This window comes from Pseudomonas sp. B16120, assembly GCF_044218845.1.
GTDB classification, from domain to species: domain Bacteria; phylum Pseudomonadota; class Gammaproteobacteria; order Pseudomonadales; family Pseudomonadaceae; genus Aquipseudomonas; species Aquipseudomonas paracarnis.
In genome coordinates this window covers 5,090,052-5,104,918 of the sequence record NZ_CP162588.1, presented here as the reverse complement: position 1 = coordinate 5,104,918, position 14,867 = coordinate 5,090,052, and the positions used below count along the sequence as shown (strand labels likewise).

The following is a 14,867-nucleotide window of genomic DNA, read 5'->3' as shown; positions in this document are numbered from 1 at the left end:
TTCGGTTGAAATGATATCGCGCTGCTATCAACGCAGGGGCAGGCCCTAGTGCGTCAATGCTGTCTGCACGCACTCAAGCAAGTGGTCGGTACTCCAGGGCTTGGGCAGAAACCGCACGGAACTGCCCAACTCGGCGGCGATTTTCGTATTACCTGAGGTCAGCACTACTTGTACTTCAGGCCAGCGGTGGGCGACCACACGGCTCAAGTCATAACCATTGAGCAAGCCGGGCATTTGAATATCACTGACAATCAAATCCACCGGGTCATCGCCGCGCTCCAGGTAAATCATCCCTTCGTCTGCCGATGCAAACGATGTCACCACCGCACCAAAGTCTTCCAGCACATCTACCATCAACGCCCGAATGATCTCGTCGTCTTCCAATACCAAAATCGATGGCTGAGCCATGATCCTTACTCCACCATCAGGGGGTTCAGTAAGGTGGAGTGGAAGGTGGCCGGATAGGTTCGATTGGATGTTTTTTAATCGATGGGTGGTCGTTTGACTGCTTGTGAGCCATGGGCACGACAATCCGTTAAGGTGAACGCCACCCCGCCGTCCCAAGGAATGCCATGTTTAACCGTAACCCGCTCGTGCCGGAACTGATCGTCACTCGCCTCAGTGTCAGCCTGGCGTTCTGGGTAGAACAGTTAGGCTTCACCATCGCCTACCAGCGCGCTGAAGAAGGCTTTGCCTACCTCGACCTGCACGGCGCGCAAATCATGCTCGAACAATACGACCCCGACGCCGGCCAGTGGCTGACCGCACCGTTGCAGCCACCGTTCGGGCGCGGCATCAACCTGCAAATCGATGTGCCCGCCGTGGCGCCTATCCTGCAACGGTTGGCGCACATTGGCTGGCCATTGTTCCGCGATGTTGAAGATGCCTGGTACCGAGCCGGTGACGTGGAGGCCGGGCAGCGCCAGTTCATCGTGCAAGACCCGGACGGTTATCTGGTGCGTCTGGTGCAGCGGCTGGGAGAAAGGCCGGTCGAACAGGCATAATCCACGGCAACAGCCGATAGGGATACGTGAATGAAGTATGTGTTATTGACCCTCGTCCTGACCGTTATCGCCGCACCCGCGTTCGCTGCGGGCGACGCCGACGCGGGCGGCAAACTCTTCACCAAGACCTGCGGTGGCTGCCACAGCATTGGTGAAGGCGCGCGGGGTGGTTTTGGCCCGGAACTGAACGGCATCATTGGCCGGCCTGCCGGTACTACCACGGACTATCAGTATTCGGATGCGATGAAGAACTCAGGCGTGGTGTGGACACGGGAAAAACTGGCGGCCTACATTGAAGATCCGAAGTCGGTGGTGAGTGGCACGCGGATGATCTTCTGGGGGATCAGTGACCAAGAGAAGATTGAAAATATCCTGGCGTACTTAGCGACATTCCAGCCCAAGTGAGGCGCCCAGGCTGACGGGCATCAGTAGCGAACCCGCGACGCAAGGTCCGGGTAATGGGTCGCGAGCTCAGCCAAGCACTGCCGCAGCATCTTGGCATCGTGAGGTAGGCACTCTGAAAAAATATCCCAACCAGAAAACTCAAGCGTCTCGGGCATTTCTACCAAGCCGGTGATGGCGTCCCAAAAAGCATCCCAGTTCTGGCCATACCAGGTGGGGAAGTTGAGTGAAGTGCCCAGCGTGGCGTGAAGCTCTTTGGGGTTCTGAATGCGGGTCAGGTCTATTTTGATGATGGATGTTCGGGTCACTTGTGCACCATTTGCTTTTTCATCTACTACAGCTCAGGCTGAATTCTTTGAGTCTGCATTACTCGTTTGCAACTTCGTAATCAAATGCGATGAAGTAGTCACTTTCTGAAAGAGCAATTTCATGAAAAAAGTGTGGCTGTATCACTGATAGCCATTCCCTGCGCAATTCAAACATGCCGTTATTGACGTCCACTGCGCTCAACAACCCGAGCGTGGAAATCACCGAGTAGTCATCTCCGCAGTCCGCTGAACTCTCCGTTCCGTTTAGCCTCTCTGTAGTTCTGTCGAACCATTCCAACCTTATTTTTAGTCCCATGTAGCCCTCACAGATATTTTTTGATGTTTCGTTTTCTGATTGGCCCTTTTAGCTGCTCGCCGCTTATGTGGTTGAACGCACCTATATGGCTCCCATCACTCGCTAGATAAACCTCCAGCTCTCCGTGCTGAGAGTCCCATTCATAGATCTTCCGACCTTTTTCCTCAATCCAGCGTTCTCTCAGCCCGGCGCCTCCTTGTCTGGGAGTCTTGGGTTTTGCTTTTATCAGTTTTTCAAAGCCAGTTATTTGTTCAGTGTCAGGCGCTTTGTGGTACTTGTGATCCCCAGACTTGGCACCTACCACCACATACAGCGGCCGAACCCCCGACCCCGCCGGAAACACCAGAATAAAATCCCGATAGGCCGGTGGGTAAATAGGGTTAACCAGAATCTGCGCCGCCGTCTCAGTCGGTGGGTAGATCCAGATCACGGGTGCTTGCGGCGCAGCCTCCAATGCCGGAACACCTAAGGTGTCATTTGGATCAACGGAGGGCGTCCAGATCAGCTCTACGCCATTATTCAAATCTGCTATTAACTGGCCGCTGCGGTTTTGAAACTGCACCACGTCAATCATCTGCCAATCGGCATTGTTACCTGTGTAAAACCCATACCCCTTAAGCGTGCCGTCGTCGCGTTGCTCGATATGCAGCCGCATTTGCGAACGCGCTCGTTGCAGCGAACGCAACTGTTCCTCGTTGTAGAGCGCGCTATCATTTAGATCCGACGGCCAAGCCAGCGCTACCAATCCTGTCAACAGGCTACCAGCGACGGATGCGCTGACTGTCGCCGCCGACTCCAAAAACGCTGAACGCAATGCCAACTGCCCTAAGCCGGCTGGCAGTGCGCTGCCACTGATCTTGCGCAAGGCAACCGCGCCCCGGGCGTCCACTTCGCGCCCGCCCAACAGACTTACATGGCCGTACTCCTTGATCAGTTCCAGTGGGACAAAACCGGTGGGGCTCGAGTAATGAGCGATACCGTCAGGCAGTTGGCATGGTTTTATGAAAACGCAGCTTGGAGGTTGGGCTGGTGTAGGTGGCTGGGCAGGGGATGGCTCGAAAAAATCGATAGTAGGCGAATGCGGCACACGCGACGGTTGCCGGGTGAGGATTCGTCGCTTGAGTAACGCTTGTTCGGTGGGTGGATAAAAGCGTTCTGACATGACCGATTCACTTCCTTGTGCGAGGGAGTGAGCCTATGAGGGGGAGTCAGAAACCGATATCAGCTCAATTTGTCAGTTGATGTGGGAAAAGTTGACTGGTACGTGAGTCGCCAGCATTGTTTCGAATATTGCGATTTTCGTTTGTTTCGTTTAGCGTTGACCTCAACTGAATTGCGTAAGGCCGGAGTTGCATCATGACCATCAACAATCTTCCCAAAACGATCCTTCCGCTGGAAAAAGAAGTCGAGGCGGCAGTGCAAGGTCAGCGTGAATTAGCGTCCCTATTGTCGACCAAATTTGAAACCCAGCGCATCGATATCTTCGACAAAGAAGACAAGCCACACAGGCTTGTCCTACCAACCTCCGCACTGCGTCTGCTGGTCGATATTCTGGGCGAATTGGCGCTGGGCAATGCCGTCAAGGTAGTGCCGGTTCATGCCGAGTTGACCTCGCAGGAGGCTGCCGACCTGCTTAATGTGTCACGCCCGCATTTGGTCAAGATGCTGGAGGAAGGAGCCATCCCCTTTACAAAAACGGGCCGACATCGGCGAGTCCGTTTTTCGGATTTGATGGCGTTCAAGCAACGGCGTGACGAGCAAAGCCAAGAGGCAATGGAAGCGCTGGTTCAACAGGCCCAAGAGTTGGGAATGGGGTATGACGGATGAGGTGTTCGCCCTTTACTGCGGTGTACGATGCTTGTGTTCTCTATCCTGCGGCACTTAGGGACTTACTCATGTGGCTTGGTTTGTCTGGTTTGTATCGAGCGCGATGGACTGGCCAGATTCAGGATGAGTGGAAGCGAAACGTACTTAAGAACCGACCCGATCTTACGGCGGCTCAGGTGGACTGCACGTCGGCGCTAATGGACATTGCTATACCTGACGCGTTGGTGACGGGATATGAGGATCTGTGTTCGAGTTTGGATTTACCAGACCCGGATGACCGGCATGTGTTGGCGGCGGCAATTCGGAGTAAAGCTGAGGTTATTGTGACCTTCAATTTGAAAGACTTTCCACCTCATATATTGGCTGCCTATGACATTGAACCGATGCATCCGGATGACTTTATTTCGGATCTCTGGGATTTGGATCAGGCGGCAGTGTTGGGAGCGGCGCAGAAGCAGAGGAGGGCGTTGAAGAAGCCCGCGATGGAGGCGGGAAGTTATCTTGAGATGTTGATGCGGCAGGGCTTGGTGCAGACTAGCAAGGCAATGGGACCCTATGAAATGATGCTGTGAGCAGGATGAGCCCGGTGTACGTCAGCTGAGCCGCAATAAAAAAGACCTTGAAACACCAAGGTCTTTTGGGTGCCTGCGGATCAACTCAGCAGATGCTTGGAAATCAGCCGGGAGATTTCCACGATCGAGGTCTTGCCAGTGAACTCGAATTTCACCTTCCCCAACGACGAAAAATAAATCTCCAACTCCGAATCCAAGTCAAACGTCCCGGACGTTTCCACCGAGTACGCCACGATGTTCTTGTATGGCAATGAGGTGAAATCCTTCTTGCTGCCGGTAATCCCCTGCACGTTCACCGCGATGATGCGTTTGGTGGTGAACACGACGCCGTCGCGCATGGCCTTGTAGGCGTCGACCACTTCTTCGCCGTCCAGCAGCAGGGCCGCTACGCGTTCGGCGTATTCGTTGTTTTGCTTGAGCTTGAAGAAACCTTTGTTGTTGAAGTCGATCATGTGCCTGTCCTGGGTAAGTGGTGCCGTCGGTGTATGACGTTTTGCCTGCGGATCTGTATCTAACGCCCTGGCCTGCAAGCCCCTAGCATGACGCTCAACACGACCGCGTCGGCGAAGGATTTCACGCTGGCAGCCTAAAAAACCAGGAGCCAATCCATGCCTGATATGTCCAGCTTGCTCGCCTACGGCCTGATTTCACTCGGCATGGTACTGACTCCCGGGCCGAACATGATCTACCTGATTTCCCGCTCCATCTGCCAGGGGCGCACGGCCGGGTTGATTTCCCTGGGCGGGGTGGCGCTGGGGTTTGTGGTGTACATGGTGTGCGCGGCGCTGGGTATCACGGCGTTGGTGATGGCTGTGCCGTTTGCCTACGACGCGCTGCGGCTCGGCGGGGCGTTGTATCTGGTGTATCTGGCCTGGCAGGCGGTCAAGCCGGGTGGGCGCTCGCCATTCCAGGTGCGCGACTTGCCCAAGGACAGCCCGCGCAAGTTGGTGACCATGGGCTTGGTCACCAACTTGCTCAATCCCAAAGTGGCGGTGATGTATTTGTCGTTGCTGCCCCAGTTCATCGACCCTAATGGTCATGGCAGTGTGCTGATGCAATCCCTGGCGCTGGGCTCCCTGCAGATTGTTATCAGCGTGAGCGTCAACGCGGTGATTGCCTGCATGGCGGGTTCCATCGCGGTGTTCTTCGTCACCCGGCCTGGTTGGCAGGTGCTGCAGCGCTGGCTGATGGGGTCGGTGTTGATGGGTTTGGCGGTGCGGATGGCGGTAGAGGGGCGCAAGTAAGGCTGCTTTCAGCGCGCCATGACGTTGACAATCACATGCAGGATGAATGCTGGCCCGTAGCAAGGCTGCCCATGTTCATCTTCGATACGCCAGATTGAGGTGACGGTACTGGTCTCCCTCGGGGCTCCGAACTCCACGGTGATATGCACTGGCTGGCCGGGCAAAGTATCTGCTATCGGAATATCGTTATTCAGGCTTCGCAGATGGCTATCCATCACCACTTCCAATGGCTCCCCCGAAGCGGTTCGACGGGCGATCACGTACTCACCGTCCACTCTCACCAATCGCCGCCCGCGCCAGGGGCGAATCCCGAGGTTCTGGATCTCCCAGGTTTTCTGAAAGGTTTCACCGGGCAGCACTACGGTCTGGTCAGGCGTGGTCACGTCTGCATTGAATACGGCAATGTCAGATGGGTCGTGCAAGCCAATGGCCCGGTTGGTGATAGCCATTGAGTAAGCATCAGTTGGAGCACCGGTCAGGTCGGCAAAGTAGCGAAACAGCAGCAGCGGGGAGACACGTAGCGCTTTGGCTAATTTGATCAGGGTACGTACGGACGGATCTTTTGAAGCACCGTCCGCCAATGCATAAAGGTAGGTTCTGGAGATGCCAGCCTCCTTAGCCAGGTTAGTCAGGGGTTTTCCCAGTTCTCGGCTGCGTCGTACAACAAGCGCTCGAAGAGTATCGCCAGTTTTGATGCTCATATTTTGCAAACCCGTTTCCAGTGGAAGTCGTCATCTTGTAAGCCAAAAAGGACAACCTGCCCGCCGTCACGGTTACATAGCGATTCAGACTTTGGTCTTGCTGGCGACGTTGTGAAAGACATGGATAGGTCCCGGTTTGGTTGGCATATCCAGTGTCGCGGTTTCTCACATGCTTGCGAACCTTGTGTGTGTTGCATTCCTTTACATCTATCTGTGGATATAGCTATGAGTCCAATGAAAGCGTGCTGTGAATCCATTGCCCGATCAGGCTTTGGCATCCTGCAAATTCCTGATGCGATGTTGCAGGACTACAAAAAGATCATTGATGGCTATTCGGCCATTCCCCAGGCCATCAAGGATGAGTTTTCCTTTGCCCAGGACACGGATGGTTTTTTCCCTTTTGGCGCCGAGTACTCCCTTGCCGAGGAGCACCCGGACCTGTGCGAGCGGTTTTGTTACTGGCCCGCGCACGCTTCAAAAAGAACCGCTTTCGAATTCACCCGAAGTACTTTCGTTGTCGCAGTCGGCAGTTTTGAACGACAGATGAGCGAGTTGGCCCAGGGAGTTATGGATGGCATTTGCGAGGAATTTGGCGTTGCCCCCTTGGCCCCCTTTCGCGCGGCATCGTACATCCAGTTATGTGTCTATGGTCCACAGGCGAAAGACCATTCTCGTCAATATGCCCAGGATCCTCATGAAGACGGGCATATGCTTTCGTTTATCAAGCCTACCCGCGAAGGGCTGGTTTTGATGAAAGGACGATCGTTGGAGCCGGTACGCCTTCTGGAGAACGAGGTCGCGGTGCTGGCGGGTTCCTTGCTGACAGAGCTCTCCGATCATGCCGTGCCTGCCGCCTACCATGCTGTACTTGCGCCCAGCAAACCGGTCGCCAGAAGCTCATTGATCTACTTTGCAAATCCCAATCCGGATCAGTTGCTGACGACCTTTTACCGCCAGAAATCCATTGACCTGGGCAGTACTGTGAATGCTCGTCATACCGGTTTCGGTAATCAACCGATTCAACTGCGCTAAATAGTCCTGGAGGGCTCGAACAGTCCATGTTTCCTCACTTCAATGCCCTTTACATCGAAGGTTTGCTCTTGGGTATCGGACTGTTCGCCGCCCCTGGCCCGAAAGACACCTTGGTGATCCGCCAAGGTGTCGGTCGCGGGCCGATCTGGGGCGTTGTCGCTATTTGCGTAATGGCCGATATTTTCCTGATCGCTTTCGGGGTCACGGGTTTAGGTTCGTTGTTGGGAAGCCGGCCTGAGGTGATGGCACTATTGCTGTTGTCCGGCGCTGCGTATCTGCTTTGGTTTGGTGGCCAACGTCTGTTGGCCTGCATCCGGGATCAGTCCATGCCGGACGCTCAAGGCGGCAACTCGCAAAGAGGGCTGTTGCGCTCGGCGGTCATACTCGGCTTTGCCAACCCTTACGCCTGGCTCGATACCGTGGTGTTGATTGGTTCCATCGGTGCCACGAAACCTGCGGGCCAACAGGCGCTGTTCGCGACAGGCGCCATGACGGCATCACTCGTGTGGTTCGTGGTGTTGGCGCTGTGCTGTCAGCGATTGACGGTATTGTTTCGCAAGCCTGCGGTCTGGCGCTGGTTGGATGCAGGGGTGGCGGTGTTGATGGTTTACCTGGCCGTTACCCTGATTACCGATTCATTGCACATCTTTCAGATAGCTCTTTAGTACGGTCAGCGGGCAGGTCAACTCATCAAGACGAGCGATGTTTTGCACATCGGTGGATAGCCTTTGCAATTCACGCCCGAGAACGCTGTCCGCTCCACCCAATGCAATCAACGCCTGGGTGATGCACTCATCGAGCTTCAACTGGATCTCGGCCAGGTTTCCCTGGCGCACCAACAACCCAAACACCTCGCGATCATAGCCCTCCATCACGGGATCATCGCGCAGCAATGGGCTGCCGTGGTCAGTCTCATGCACCAGCTTCAACGCGAACAACGCAACCGCTTCAAGCGTCAACTCCATGGTCCCGCTCCCTCCACTGCCACGCCTGGCACTTTTTTGCAGGCGAAAAAAAAGACCTTGAATTTCAAGGTCTTTCTTTAAGATGGTGCCCCGAGGGAGACTCGAACTCCCACTCCTTTCGAAAACGGATTTTGAATCCGCCGCGTCTACCAATTCCGCCATCAGGGCTCAATGGCGGCGAAGTATAGAGATGAGATTACCGTTGGTCAATCACGTTTCATGGTCTATTTTCACTATTTCCGCTAGACTTCCCGGCCCTGCTAGACGAACCCCATCATGCGCGTTGCTGACTTTACTTTTGAGCTCCCTGATTCGCTGATCGCTCGCCACCCTTTGGCCGAGCGTCGCGCCAGTCGACTGCTGACCCTGGACGGGCCCAGCGGTGCCCTCGCACACCGTCAATTCACTGATTTGCTTGAGTATTTGCGCCCAGGCGATCTGATGGTTTTCAACAATACCCGGGTGATTCCGGCGCGGCTGTTTGGCCAGAAGGCTTCCGGCGGCAAGCTGGAAATTCTGGTGGAACGGGTGCTGGACAGCCATCGCGTGCTGGCCCATGTGCGCTCCAGCAAGTCGCCCAAACCGGGGTCGAGCATCTTGATCGAGGGCGGTGGCGAAGCCGAGATGGTGGCGCGCCACGATGCCTTGTTCGAACTCAAGTTTGCCGAAGAAGTGTTGCCGCTGTTGGAGCGCGTCGGCCATATGCCGTTGCCTCCTTATATAGACCGCCCCGACGAAGACGCGGACCGCGAGCGCTATCAGACCGTGTACTCACAGCGCCTCGGCGCCGTCGCCGCACCGACTGCCGGGCTGCATTTCGACCAGCCACTGCTGGATGCGATTGCCGCCAAGGGCGTCGACACCGCCTATGTAACCCTGCACGTGGGGGCCGGTACGTTTCAGCCGGTGCGTGTGGATAACATCGAAGACCACCATATGCACAGCGAATGGCTGGAAGTCAGCCAGGACGTGGTGAATGCGGTGGCGGCGTGCAAGGCGCGTGGCGGTCGAGTGGTTGCCGTGGGCACCACCAGTGTGCGTTCGCTGGAGAGTGCAGCGCGTGATGGCGTGCTCAAGCCGTTCAGTGGCGACACCGATATTTTCATTTTTCCAGGGCGACCCTTTCATGTGGTCGATTGCCTGGTCACCAACTTCCATTTGCCCGAATCCACGCTGTTGATGCTGGTGTCGGCATTTGCCGGTTACCCGGAAACCATGGCTGCCTACCAGGCCGCCATCGCTAACGAGTACCGTTTTTTCAGCTACGGTGATGCGATGTTTATCACCCGTAACCCGGCGCCGCGCGGCCCTGAGGACAACTTATGAGTCGTATGTCGTTTGAATTGCTCGCTACGGACGGCAAAGCCCGTCGTGGTCGCCTGACCTTCCCGCGTGGCACTGTGGAGACCCCGGCCTTCATGCCGGTCGGCACCTACGGCACCGTCAAAGGCATGTTGCCCCGCGACATCGTCGCCACCGGTGCCGAGATTATCCTCGGCAATACCTTCCACCTGTGGCTGCGCCCGGGCACGGAAGTGATCAAGAAGCACGGCGACCTGCATGACTTCATGAAGTGGCAAGGGCCGATCCTTACCGACTCCGGTGGTTTCCAGGTGTTCAGCTTGGGCGCCATGCGCAAGATCAAGGAAGAGGGCGTGACCTTTGCCTCGCCGGTCGACGGCGCCAAGGTGTTCATGGGCCCGGAAGAGTCGATGCAGGTACAGCGCGATCTGGGTTCGGACATCGTGATGATTTTCGACGAGTGCACGCCGTACCCGGCAGATGAAGACGTGGCGCGTATCTCCATGGAGTTGTCGCTGCGTTGGGCCCAGCGTTCGAAGAATGCCCATGGCGATAACACCGCGGCGTTGTTCGGTATTGTCCAGGGCGGCATGCATGAAAACCTGCGCAAACGCTCGCTGGAAGGCCTCGACAAGATCGGCTTCGACGGCCTGGCCATCGGCGGTTTGTCGGTGGGCGAGCCCAAGCATGAAATGATCAAGGTGCTGGATTACCTGCCGGGCCTGATGCCCGCAGACAAACCTCGTTACCTTATGGGCGTTGGCAAACCGGAAGATCTCGTAGAGGGTGTGCGCCGCGGTGTGGACATGTTCGATTGCGTGATGCCAACCCGTAATGCCCGCAATGGGCATCTGTTCATCGATACAGGCGTGCTGAAGATCCGTAACGCGTTCCATCGCCATGATGATTCGCCGCTGGATCCTACCTGTGACTGCTACACCTGCCAGAACTTCTCCCGTGCTTATCTGCACCATCTGGACAAGTGCGGGGAAATGCTGGGTAGCATGTTGAATACCATCCACAATTTGCGTCACTACCAAGTCCTGATGGCTGGTTTGCGCGAGGCTATTCAACAGGGTACATTGGCCGCCTTCGTCGATGCCTTCTATGCCAAGCGTGGCCTCCCTGTGCCGCCCTTGGACTGAGTTTTCCGACCCTAAGATTCACTATTTGCAACTGGAGTGCTAAATGAGCTTTTTTATCTCTAACGCCATGGCTGACGCCGCTGCGCCTGCTGCTGCCGGCCCTATGGGCGGTGGTTTCGAGTGGATTTTCCTGGTCGGCTTCCTGGTCATCTTCTACCTGATGATCTGGCGTCCACAGGCCAAGCGCGCCAAAGAGCAGAAAAACCTGCTGGGCAGCCTGCAAAAAGGCGACGAAGTCGTGACCACTGGCGGTATCGCCGGCAAGATCACCAAGGTCTCCGATGCTTTCGTGGTACTGGAAGTCTCCGACACCGTGGAAATGAAGTTCCAGAAGGGCGCCATCGCCGCCACGCTGCCTAAAGGCACGCTCAAAGCGATCTGAGTAACAACCTTTACCAATCGACGGGGCGCGCAAGGCGCCCCGCGTTATAAGCGGGCGGCGTGATGCTGAACAAATACCCTCTGTGGAAATACGTACTGATCCTGGCGGTGCTGGCGATCGGTTTTATTTATTCCGCTCCCAATCTCTATCCTGATGACCCGGCGATCCAGATCTCTGGCGCCAGCACTTCGCTGCAGGTCAATCAGGCTGACCTGGACCGTGCGAGCAAAGCGCTCACCGACGCGGGTATCCAGGTTAAAGCGGCAACCTTGGCGGCTGGTTCCAAAGGCGGCTTGTTGCGCCTGACCAAGCAAGAAGACCAATTGCCGGCCAAGGATGTCGTACGCAAGGCCATGGGTGACGACTACGTTGTCGCGCTCAACCTGGCCCAGACCACGCCACAATGGCTGCGCAGCATTGGCGCGCACCCGATGAAGCTGGGTCTGGACTTGTCCGGTGGTGTGCACTTCCTGCTGGAAGTCGACATGGACAAGGCCCTGGACGCACGTCTGAAGGTCTACGAAGGCGACGTGAAGAGCCTGCTGCGCAAAGAGAAGCTGCGCTACCGCAGCCTGCCGCAGCTCAATGGCGCCATCCAGCTGGGCTTTGCTGACGAAGCATCCCGCGAACAGGCCCGTGCGCTGATCCGCAAGAACTTCAATGACTTCGACATCGTGCCTGCCGACCTGAACGGCCAAGCGGTACTGCGTCTGGCGATGAGCCCGGCCAAGATCGCTGAAATCCGCGAATACTCCATCAAGCAGAACCTGACCACGGTCCGTAACCGCGTCAACGAGCTGGGTGTGGCAGAGCCGATCGTGCAGCGCCAGGGTGCCAACCGCATCGTGGTTGAGCTGCCAGGCGTACAGGACACTGCTGAAGCCAAGCGTATCCTCGGCAAGACCGCCAACCTGGAGTTCCGTCTCGCGGCAGACCCAGGCGCTACGCGTGCAACTTCCGAAGAATTCGAATTCCGTGAAGGCAACCGTCCTCCTGCGCTGATCGAGCGTGGCTTGATCATCACCGGTGACCAGGTGACCGACGCCAAGGCCGGTTTCGGCGAGCACGGCACGCCTGAAGTGAACATCCGTCTGGATGGTCATGGTGGCGAACTGATGAGCCGCGCCACGCGCAGCAACGTTGGTCGCAGCATGGCGGTGATCTTCATCGAGCAGCGCCCGGTGACCACCTACACCAAGCAAATGGTCAATGGCGTCGAGAAAGACGTGCCGGTGCAGACCTTCAAGGAAGAGAAGAAGATCATCAGCCTGGCGACCATCCAGTCGCCGCTGGGTGCTCAGTTCCGTATCACTGGCCTGAACGGCCAGGGCGAGTCTTCCGAGCTGGCGTTGCTGCTGCGTGCCGGTGGCCTGGCTGCACCGATGTACTTCGCTGAAGAGCGTACCATCGGCCCGAGCCTGGGTGCCGACAACATCACCAAAGGTGTCGATGCGGCGCTGTGGGGTATGTTGTTCGTGTCGCTGTTCATCATCGCCATCTACCGCTTCTTTGGTGTGATCGCCACTGTCGCCCTGGCGGGCAACATGGTGATGCTGCTGGCGTTGATGTCGTTGCTGGGCGCCACACTGACCCTGCCAGGTATCGCCGGTATCGTACTCACCATGGGTATGGCGGTGGACGCCAACGTGCTGATCTTCTCGCGGATTCGTGAAGAGATCGCCGCCGGTATGACCGTGCAGCGTGCAATCAACGAAGGCTTCGGCCGGGCATTTACCGCGATCCTCGACTCCAACCTGACCACACTGTTGGTCGGCGGGATTCTCTTCGCCATGGGCACAGGCCCGGTGAAAGGTTTTGCGGTGACCATGTCCCTCGGGATCTTTACCTCGATGTTCACGGCCATCATGGTGACCCGCGCAATGGTCAACCTGATCTTTGGCGGGCGTGACTTCAAGAAGTTGTGGATTTAAGGGGCTGCCATGTTACGTACAATCAACTTCATGGGCGTTCGCAATATTGCGTTCGGCGTCACCGTGCTCCTTACCGTTCTGGCGTTGTTCAGCTGGTTCCATAAGGGCCTGAACTACGGCCTGGACTTCACCGGCGGTACGCTCATCGAGCTGACCTATGAGAAGCCGGCCGACGTTACCCTGGTGCGCAGCGAGCTGGTCAAGGCCGGCTATCACGAAGCCGTGGTGCAGAGCTTTGGTGCCACCACCGACCTGCTGGTACGCATGCCTGGTGAAGACCCTCAACTGGGTCACCAGGTAGCCGAGGCCTTGCAGAAGGTGGGCGGCGATAACCCGGCGTCGGTCAAGCGCGTCGAGTTCGTCGGCCCGCAAGTGGGTGAAGAACTGCGCGATCAGGGCGGCCTCGGCATGCTGATGGCGCTGGTCGGCATCATGATCTACCTGGCATTCCGCTTTCAGTGGAAGTTCGGTGTCGGCGCCATTGTGTCGCTGATCCACGACGTGATCGTGACCGTGGGTATCCTGGCCTACTTCCAGATCACCTTCGATCTGACCGTATTGGCAGCTGTGCTGGCGATCATTGGTTATTCGCTCAACGACACCATCGTGGTCTTCGACCGGGTTCGTGAGAACTTCCGGGTGCTGCGCAAGGCGACGTTGATCGAGAACATCAACATCTCCACCACGCAGACCCTGCTGCGGACCATGGCGACGTCGATCTCCACCTTGCTGGCGATTGCTGCGCTGATGATCTTCGGTGGCGATAACCTGTGGGGCTTCTCCCTGGCGCTGTTTATCGGCGTTCTGGCGGGTACCTACTCGTCGATCTACATCGCCAACGTGGTGCTGATCTGGCTGAACCTCAACAGCGAAGACTTGATCCCTCCTGCCGCTACCGACAAGGAGGTCGACGACCGTCCTTGATGGGCGTTTGTTGATCCGCTGTTACAAGAAAGGCGCGAGTATTGAACTCGCGCCTTTTTTTTTGCTCCAAGGCTGGGTATAGCGCGGATCTTTCGGTCCGCTTGTGATGGTCAGGAGGTTCATGTGAACAAGTCGTTGCTGGTTGGTGCGGTATTGGGTGCTGTCGGTGTGACTGCCGGAGGCGCTGTTGCCACCTACAGCCTGGTAAAAAGCGGCCCTGAGTATGCGCAAGTACTGGCGGTACAGCCGGTGAAAACCCAGATCAAAACCCCGCGTGAGGTCTGCAAGGACGTCACCGTGACCCGGCAGCGTCCGGTGCAGGACCAACATCAAATCGCCGGTACCGTGGTGGGCGCCCTTGCGGGTGGCCTGCTGGGCAACCAGATTGGTGGCGGTAACGGTAAGAAGCTGGCCACCGTGGCCGGTGCGGTCGGTGGCGGTTATGCCGGTAACAAGGTTCAGGAAGGCATGCAGAACCGCGATACCTACACCACCACACAAACTCGCTGTAACACCGTTAACGACATCAGTGACAAGGTGGTCGGTTATGACGTGCGTTACAACCTGGATGGCAAGGAAGGTACCGTGCGTATGGAGCGTGACCCTGGCAGCCAGATTCCGGTGGATAAGGAAGGTCGTTTGATCCTAGGTCAGAACCAGCAGTAATCCCAAGCCTTGCAAGGTTCAAGTGTGGGAGCTGGCTTGCCTGCGATGGCGGTGGGTCAGTAACCCGTGAGTTGGCTGGCAGGCTGTTATCGCAGGCAAGCCAGCTCCCACATTGGATTGTATTGAGTCAGTTGGAATTGGTTTTT

General features: G+C 56.7%; 20 protein-coding genes and 1 tRNA gene. 13 read left to right on the top strand and 8 right to left on the bottom strand.

From position 1 onward, the window contains the following. Window positions 1-45: 45 nt before the first annotated feature. Complete coding sequence (locus AB4P90_RS23875; RefSeq protein WP_003194033.1) at window positions 46-408, bottom strand: response regulator; 363 nt, start codon at window positions 406-408, stop codon at window positions 46-48. A gap of 164 nt (window positions 409-572) precedes the next feature. On the opposite strand from AB4P90_RS23875, the gene AB4P90_RS23870 reads away from it, so the two are divergent. Together AB4P90_RS23870 and AB4P90_RS23865 are read left to right on the top strand one after the other, a co-directional pair. Continuing rightward, window positions 573-1,004, top strand: a complete 432-nt coding sequence (locus tag AB4P90_RS23870) for a VOC family protein (RefSeq protein WP_019817491.1) — start codon at window positions 573-575, stop codon at window positions 1,002-1,004. 30 nt (window positions 1,005-1,034) lie between these two features. Next, on the top strand, window positions 1,035-1,409 hold the full coding sequence (locus AB4P90_RS23865) for a cytochrome c family protein (RefSeq protein ID WP_019817492.1): 375 nt from the start codon (window positions 1,035-1,037) through the stop codon (window positions 1,407-1,409). Between the two features lie 20 nt (window positions 1,410-1,429). Here the strand turns inward: AB4P90_RS23865 and AB4P90_RS23860 are convergent, their stop codons facing one another. Genes AB4P90_RS23860 through AB4P90_RS23850 form a run of 3 tightly spaced genes read right to left on the bottom strand, consistent with a single transcriptional unit; the run spans window position 1,430 to window position 3,192 of the window. After that, complete coding sequence (locus AB4P90_RS23860) at window positions 1,430-1,714, bottom strand: barstar family protein (RefSeq protein ID WP_019817493.1); 285 nt, start codon at window positions 1,712-1,714, stop codon at window positions 1,430-1,432. A gap of 58 nt (window positions 1,715-1,772) precedes the next feature. Beyond that, entirely contained in the window at window positions 1,773-2,030 is a 258-nt protein-coding gene (locus tag AB4P90_RS23855; protein WP_014719844.1) for a colicin E3-like toxin immunity protein, read from the bottom strand. A gap of 7 nt (window positions 2,031-2,037) precedes the next feature. Then, window positions 2,038-3,192, bottom strand: coding sequence for an S-type pyocin domain-containing protein (locus AB4P90_RS23850; RefSeq protein WP_395605413.1), 1,155 nt, complete (start codon window positions 3,190-3,192; stop codon window positions 2,038-2,040). Window positions 3,193-3,386: 194 nt separating this feature from the next. On the opposite strand from AB4P90_RS23850, the gene AB4P90_RS23845 reads away from it, so the two are divergent. Together AB4P90_RS23845 and AB4P90_RS23840 are read left to right on the top strand one after the other, a co-directional pair. Then, on the top strand, window positions 3,387-3,857 hold the full coding sequence (locus AB4P90_RS23845; RefSeq protein WP_014719842.1) for a helix-turn-helix domain-containing protein: 471 nt from the start codon (window positions 3,387-3,389) through the stop codon (window positions 3,855-3,857). Beyond that, the gene (locus AB4P90_RS23840; RefSeq protein ID WP_038451456.1) at window positions 3,854-4,429 is read left to right on the top strand and encodes a PIN domain-containing protein; all 576 of its coding nucleotides are present in this window, start codon (window positions 3,854-3,856) and stop codon (window positions 4,427-4,429) included. The genes AB4P90_RS23845 and AB4P90_RS23840 overlap by 4 nt, the downstream gene beginning before the upstream one ends. Window positions 4,430-4,509: 80 nt before the next feature. Here AB4P90_RS23840 and AB4P90_RS23835 read toward each other — a convergent pair whose 3' ends face one another. Beyond that, window positions 4,510-4,881 (bottom strand): PH domain-containing protein, encoded by a 372-nt coding sequence (locus tag AB4P90_RS23835; protein ID WP_014719840.1) that lies wholly within the window; start codon window positions 4,879-4,881, stop codon window positions 4,510-4,512. Between the two features lie 156 nt (window positions 4,882-5,037). Between AB4P90_RS23835 and AB4P90_RS23830 the strand changes: the two genes are divergently transcribed. Then, window positions 5,038-5,673, top strand: coding sequence for a LysE family translocator (locus AB4P90_RS23830; protein WP_072435030.1), 636 nt, complete (start codon window positions 5,038-5,040; stop codon window positions 5,671-5,673). Between the two features lie 8 nt (window positions 5,674-5,681). On the opposite strand, the gene AB4P90_RS23825 is transcribed toward AB4P90_RS23830, so the two are convergent. Further along, window positions 5,682-6,374, bottom strand: coding sequence for an NBR1-Ig-like domain-containing protein (locus AB4P90_RS23825; protein WP_020302004.1), 693 nt, complete (start codon window positions 6,372-6,374; stop codon window positions 5,682-5,684). Window positions 6,375-6,599: 225 nt separating this feature from the next. On the opposite strand from AB4P90_RS23825, the gene AB4P90_RS23820 reads away from it, so the two are divergent. Beyond that, window positions 6,600-7,406: a 2OG-Fe(II) oxygenase family protein gene (locus tag AB4P90_RS23820; RefSeq protein WP_038451451.1), complete on the top strand. Its 807-nt coding sequence runs from the start codon at window positions 6,600-6,602 to the stop codon at window positions 7,404-7,406. Between the two features lie 26 nt (window positions 7,407-7,432). Then, window positions 7,433-8,071, top strand: coding sequence for a LysE/ArgO family amino acid transporter (locus AB4P90_RS23815; RefSeq protein ID WP_020302002.1), 639 nt, complete (start codon window positions 7,433-7,435; stop codon window positions 8,069-8,071). On the opposite strand, the gene AB4P90_RS23810 is transcribed toward AB4P90_RS23815, so the two are convergent. Together AB4P90_RS23810 and AB4P90_RS23805 are read right to left on the bottom strand one after the other, a co-directional pair. After that, a complete protein-coding gene (locus tag AB4P90_RS23810; protein ID WP_020302001.1) occupies window positions 8,042-8,371 on the bottom strand; it encodes a hypothetical protein in 330 nt (109 codons plus the stop codon). The genes AB4P90_RS23815 and AB4P90_RS23810 overlap by 30 nt on opposite strands. 83 nt (window positions 8,372-8,454) lie before the next feature. After that, a tRNA-Leu gene (locus tag AB4P90_RS23805) sits at window positions 8,455-8,539 on the bottom strand. A gap of 108 nt (window positions 8,540-8,647) precedes the next feature. Between AB4P90_RS23805 and queA the strand changes: the two genes are divergently transcribed. From queA to AB4P90_RS23775, 6 genes are all read left to right on the top strand, one after another. Then, window positions 8,648-9,697 carry a tRNA preQ1(34) S-adenosylmethionine ribosyltransferase-isomerase QueA gene (gene queA / locus AB4P90_RS23800; protein ID WP_395605412.1) on the top strand — a complete coding sequence of 350 codons (1,050 nt, stop codon included), beginning with the start codon at window positions 8,648-8,650 and terminating at the stop codon, window positions 9,695-9,697. Between the two features lie 5 nt (window positions 9,698-9,702). Continuing rightward, entirely contained in the window at window positions 9,703-10,818 is a 1,116-nt protein-coding gene (gene tgt / locus AB4P90_RS23795; protein ID WP_161937012.1) for a tRNA guanosine(34) transglycosylase Tgt, read from the top strand. A gap of 43 nt (window positions 10,819-10,861) precedes the next feature. Further along, complete coding sequence (yajC, locus tag AB4P90_RS23790) at window positions 10,862-11,200, top strand: preprotein translocase subunit YajC (RefSeq protein WP_003175975.1); 339 nt, start codon at window positions 10,862-10,864, stop codon at window positions 11,198-11,200. A gap of 62 nt (window positions 11,201-11,262) precedes the next feature. Beyond that, on the top strand, window positions 11,263-13,131 hold the full coding sequence (gene secD / locus AB4P90_RS23785; protein WP_014719826.1) for a protein translocase subunit SecD: 1,869 nt from the start codon (window positions 11,263-11,265) through the stop codon (window positions 13,129-13,131). Window positions 13,132-13,140: 9 nt separating this feature from the next. Next, window positions 13,141-14,055 (top strand): protein translocase subunit SecF, encoded by a 915-nt coding sequence (gene secF / locus AB4P90_RS23780; RefSeq protein WP_014719825.1) that lies wholly within the window; start codon window positions 13,141-13,143, stop codon window positions 14,053-14,055. Between the two features lie 123 nt (window positions 14,056-14,178). Continuing rightward, window positions 14,179-14,721, top strand: coding sequence for a glycine zipper 2TM domain-containing protein (locus tag AB4P90_RS23775; RefSeq protein WP_003194023.1), 543 nt, complete (start codon window positions 14,179-14,181; stop codon window positions 14,719-14,721). Window positions 14,722-14,867: the final 146 nt, after the last annotated feature.

Excerpts from the sequence above, each read along its gene's own strand:
- AB4P90_RS23875 (WP_003194033.1), bottom strand. The coding sequence starts at position 408 with ATGGCTCAGCCATCGATTTTGGTATTGGAAGACGACGAGATCATTCGG.
- AB4P90_RS23870 (WP_019817491.1), top strand. The coding sequence starts at position 573 with ATGTTTAACCGTAACCCGCTCGTGCCGGAACTGATCGTCACTCGCCTC.
- AB4P90_RS23865 (WP_019817492.1), top strand. The coding sequence starts at position 1,035 with ATGAAGTATGTGTTATTGACCCTCGTCCTGACCGTTATCGCCGCACCC.
- AB4P90_RS23855 (WP_014719844.1), bottom strand. The coding sequence starts at position 2,030 with ATGGGACTAAAAATAAGGTTGGAATGGTTCGACAGAACTACAGAGAGG.
- AB4P90_RS23850 (WP_395605413.1), bottom strand. The coding sequence starts at position 3,192 with ATGTCAGAACGCTTTTATCCACCCACCGAACAAGCGTTACTCAAGCGA.
- AB4P90_RS23845 (WP_014719842.1), top strand. The coding sequence starts at position 3,387 with ATGACCATCAACAATCTTCCCAAAACGATCCTTCCGCTGGAAAAAGAA.
- AB4P90_RS23840 (WP_038451456.1), top strand. The coding sequence starts at position 3,854 with ATGAGGTGTTCGCCCTTTACTGCGGTGTACGATGCTTGTGTTCTCTAT.
- AB4P90_RS23835 (WP_014719840.1), bottom strand. The coding sequence starts at position 4,881 with ATGATCGACTTCAACAACAAAGGTTTCTTCAAGCTCAAGCAAAACAAC.
- AB4P90_RS23830 (WP_072435030.1), top strand. The coding sequence starts at position 5,038 with ATGCCTGATATGTCCAGCTTGCTCGCCTACGGCCTGATTTCACTCGGC.
- AB4P90_RS23825 (WP_020302004.1), bottom strand. The coding sequence starts at position 6,374 with ATGAGCATCAAAACTGGCGATACTCTTCGAGCGCTTGTTGTACGACGC.
- AB4P90_RS23820 (WP_038451451.1), top strand. The coding sequence starts at position 6,600 with ATGAGTCCAATGAAAGCGTGCTGTGAATCCATTGCCCGATCAGGCTTT.
- AB4P90_RS23815 (WP_020302002.1), top strand. The coding sequence starts at position 7,433 with ATGTTTCCTCACTTCAATGCCCTTTACATCGAAGGTTTGCTCTTGGGT.
- AB4P90_RS23810 (WP_020302001.1), bottom strand. The coding sequence starts at position 8,371 with ATGGAGTTGACGCTTGAAGCGGTTGCGTTGTTCGCGTTGAAGCTGGTG.
- queA (WP_395605412.1), top strand. The coding sequence starts at position 8,648 with ATGCGCGTTGCTGACTTTACTTTTGAGCTCCCTGATTCGCTGATCGCT.
- tgt (WP_161937012.1), top strand. The coding sequence starts at position 9,703 with ATGTCGTTTGAATTGCTCGCTACGGACGGCAAAGCCCGTCGTGGTCGC.
- yajC (WP_003175975.1), top strand. The coding sequence starts at position 10,862 with ATGAGCTTTTTTATCTCTAACGCCATGGCTGACGCCGCTGCGCCTGCT.
- secD (WP_014719826.1), top strand. The coding sequence starts at position 11,263 with ATGCTGAACAAATACCCTCTGTGGAAATACGTACTGATCCTGGCGGTG.
- secF (WP_014719825.1), top strand. The coding sequence starts at position 13,141 with ATGTTACGTACAATCAACTTCATGGGCGTTCGCAATATTGCGTTCGGC.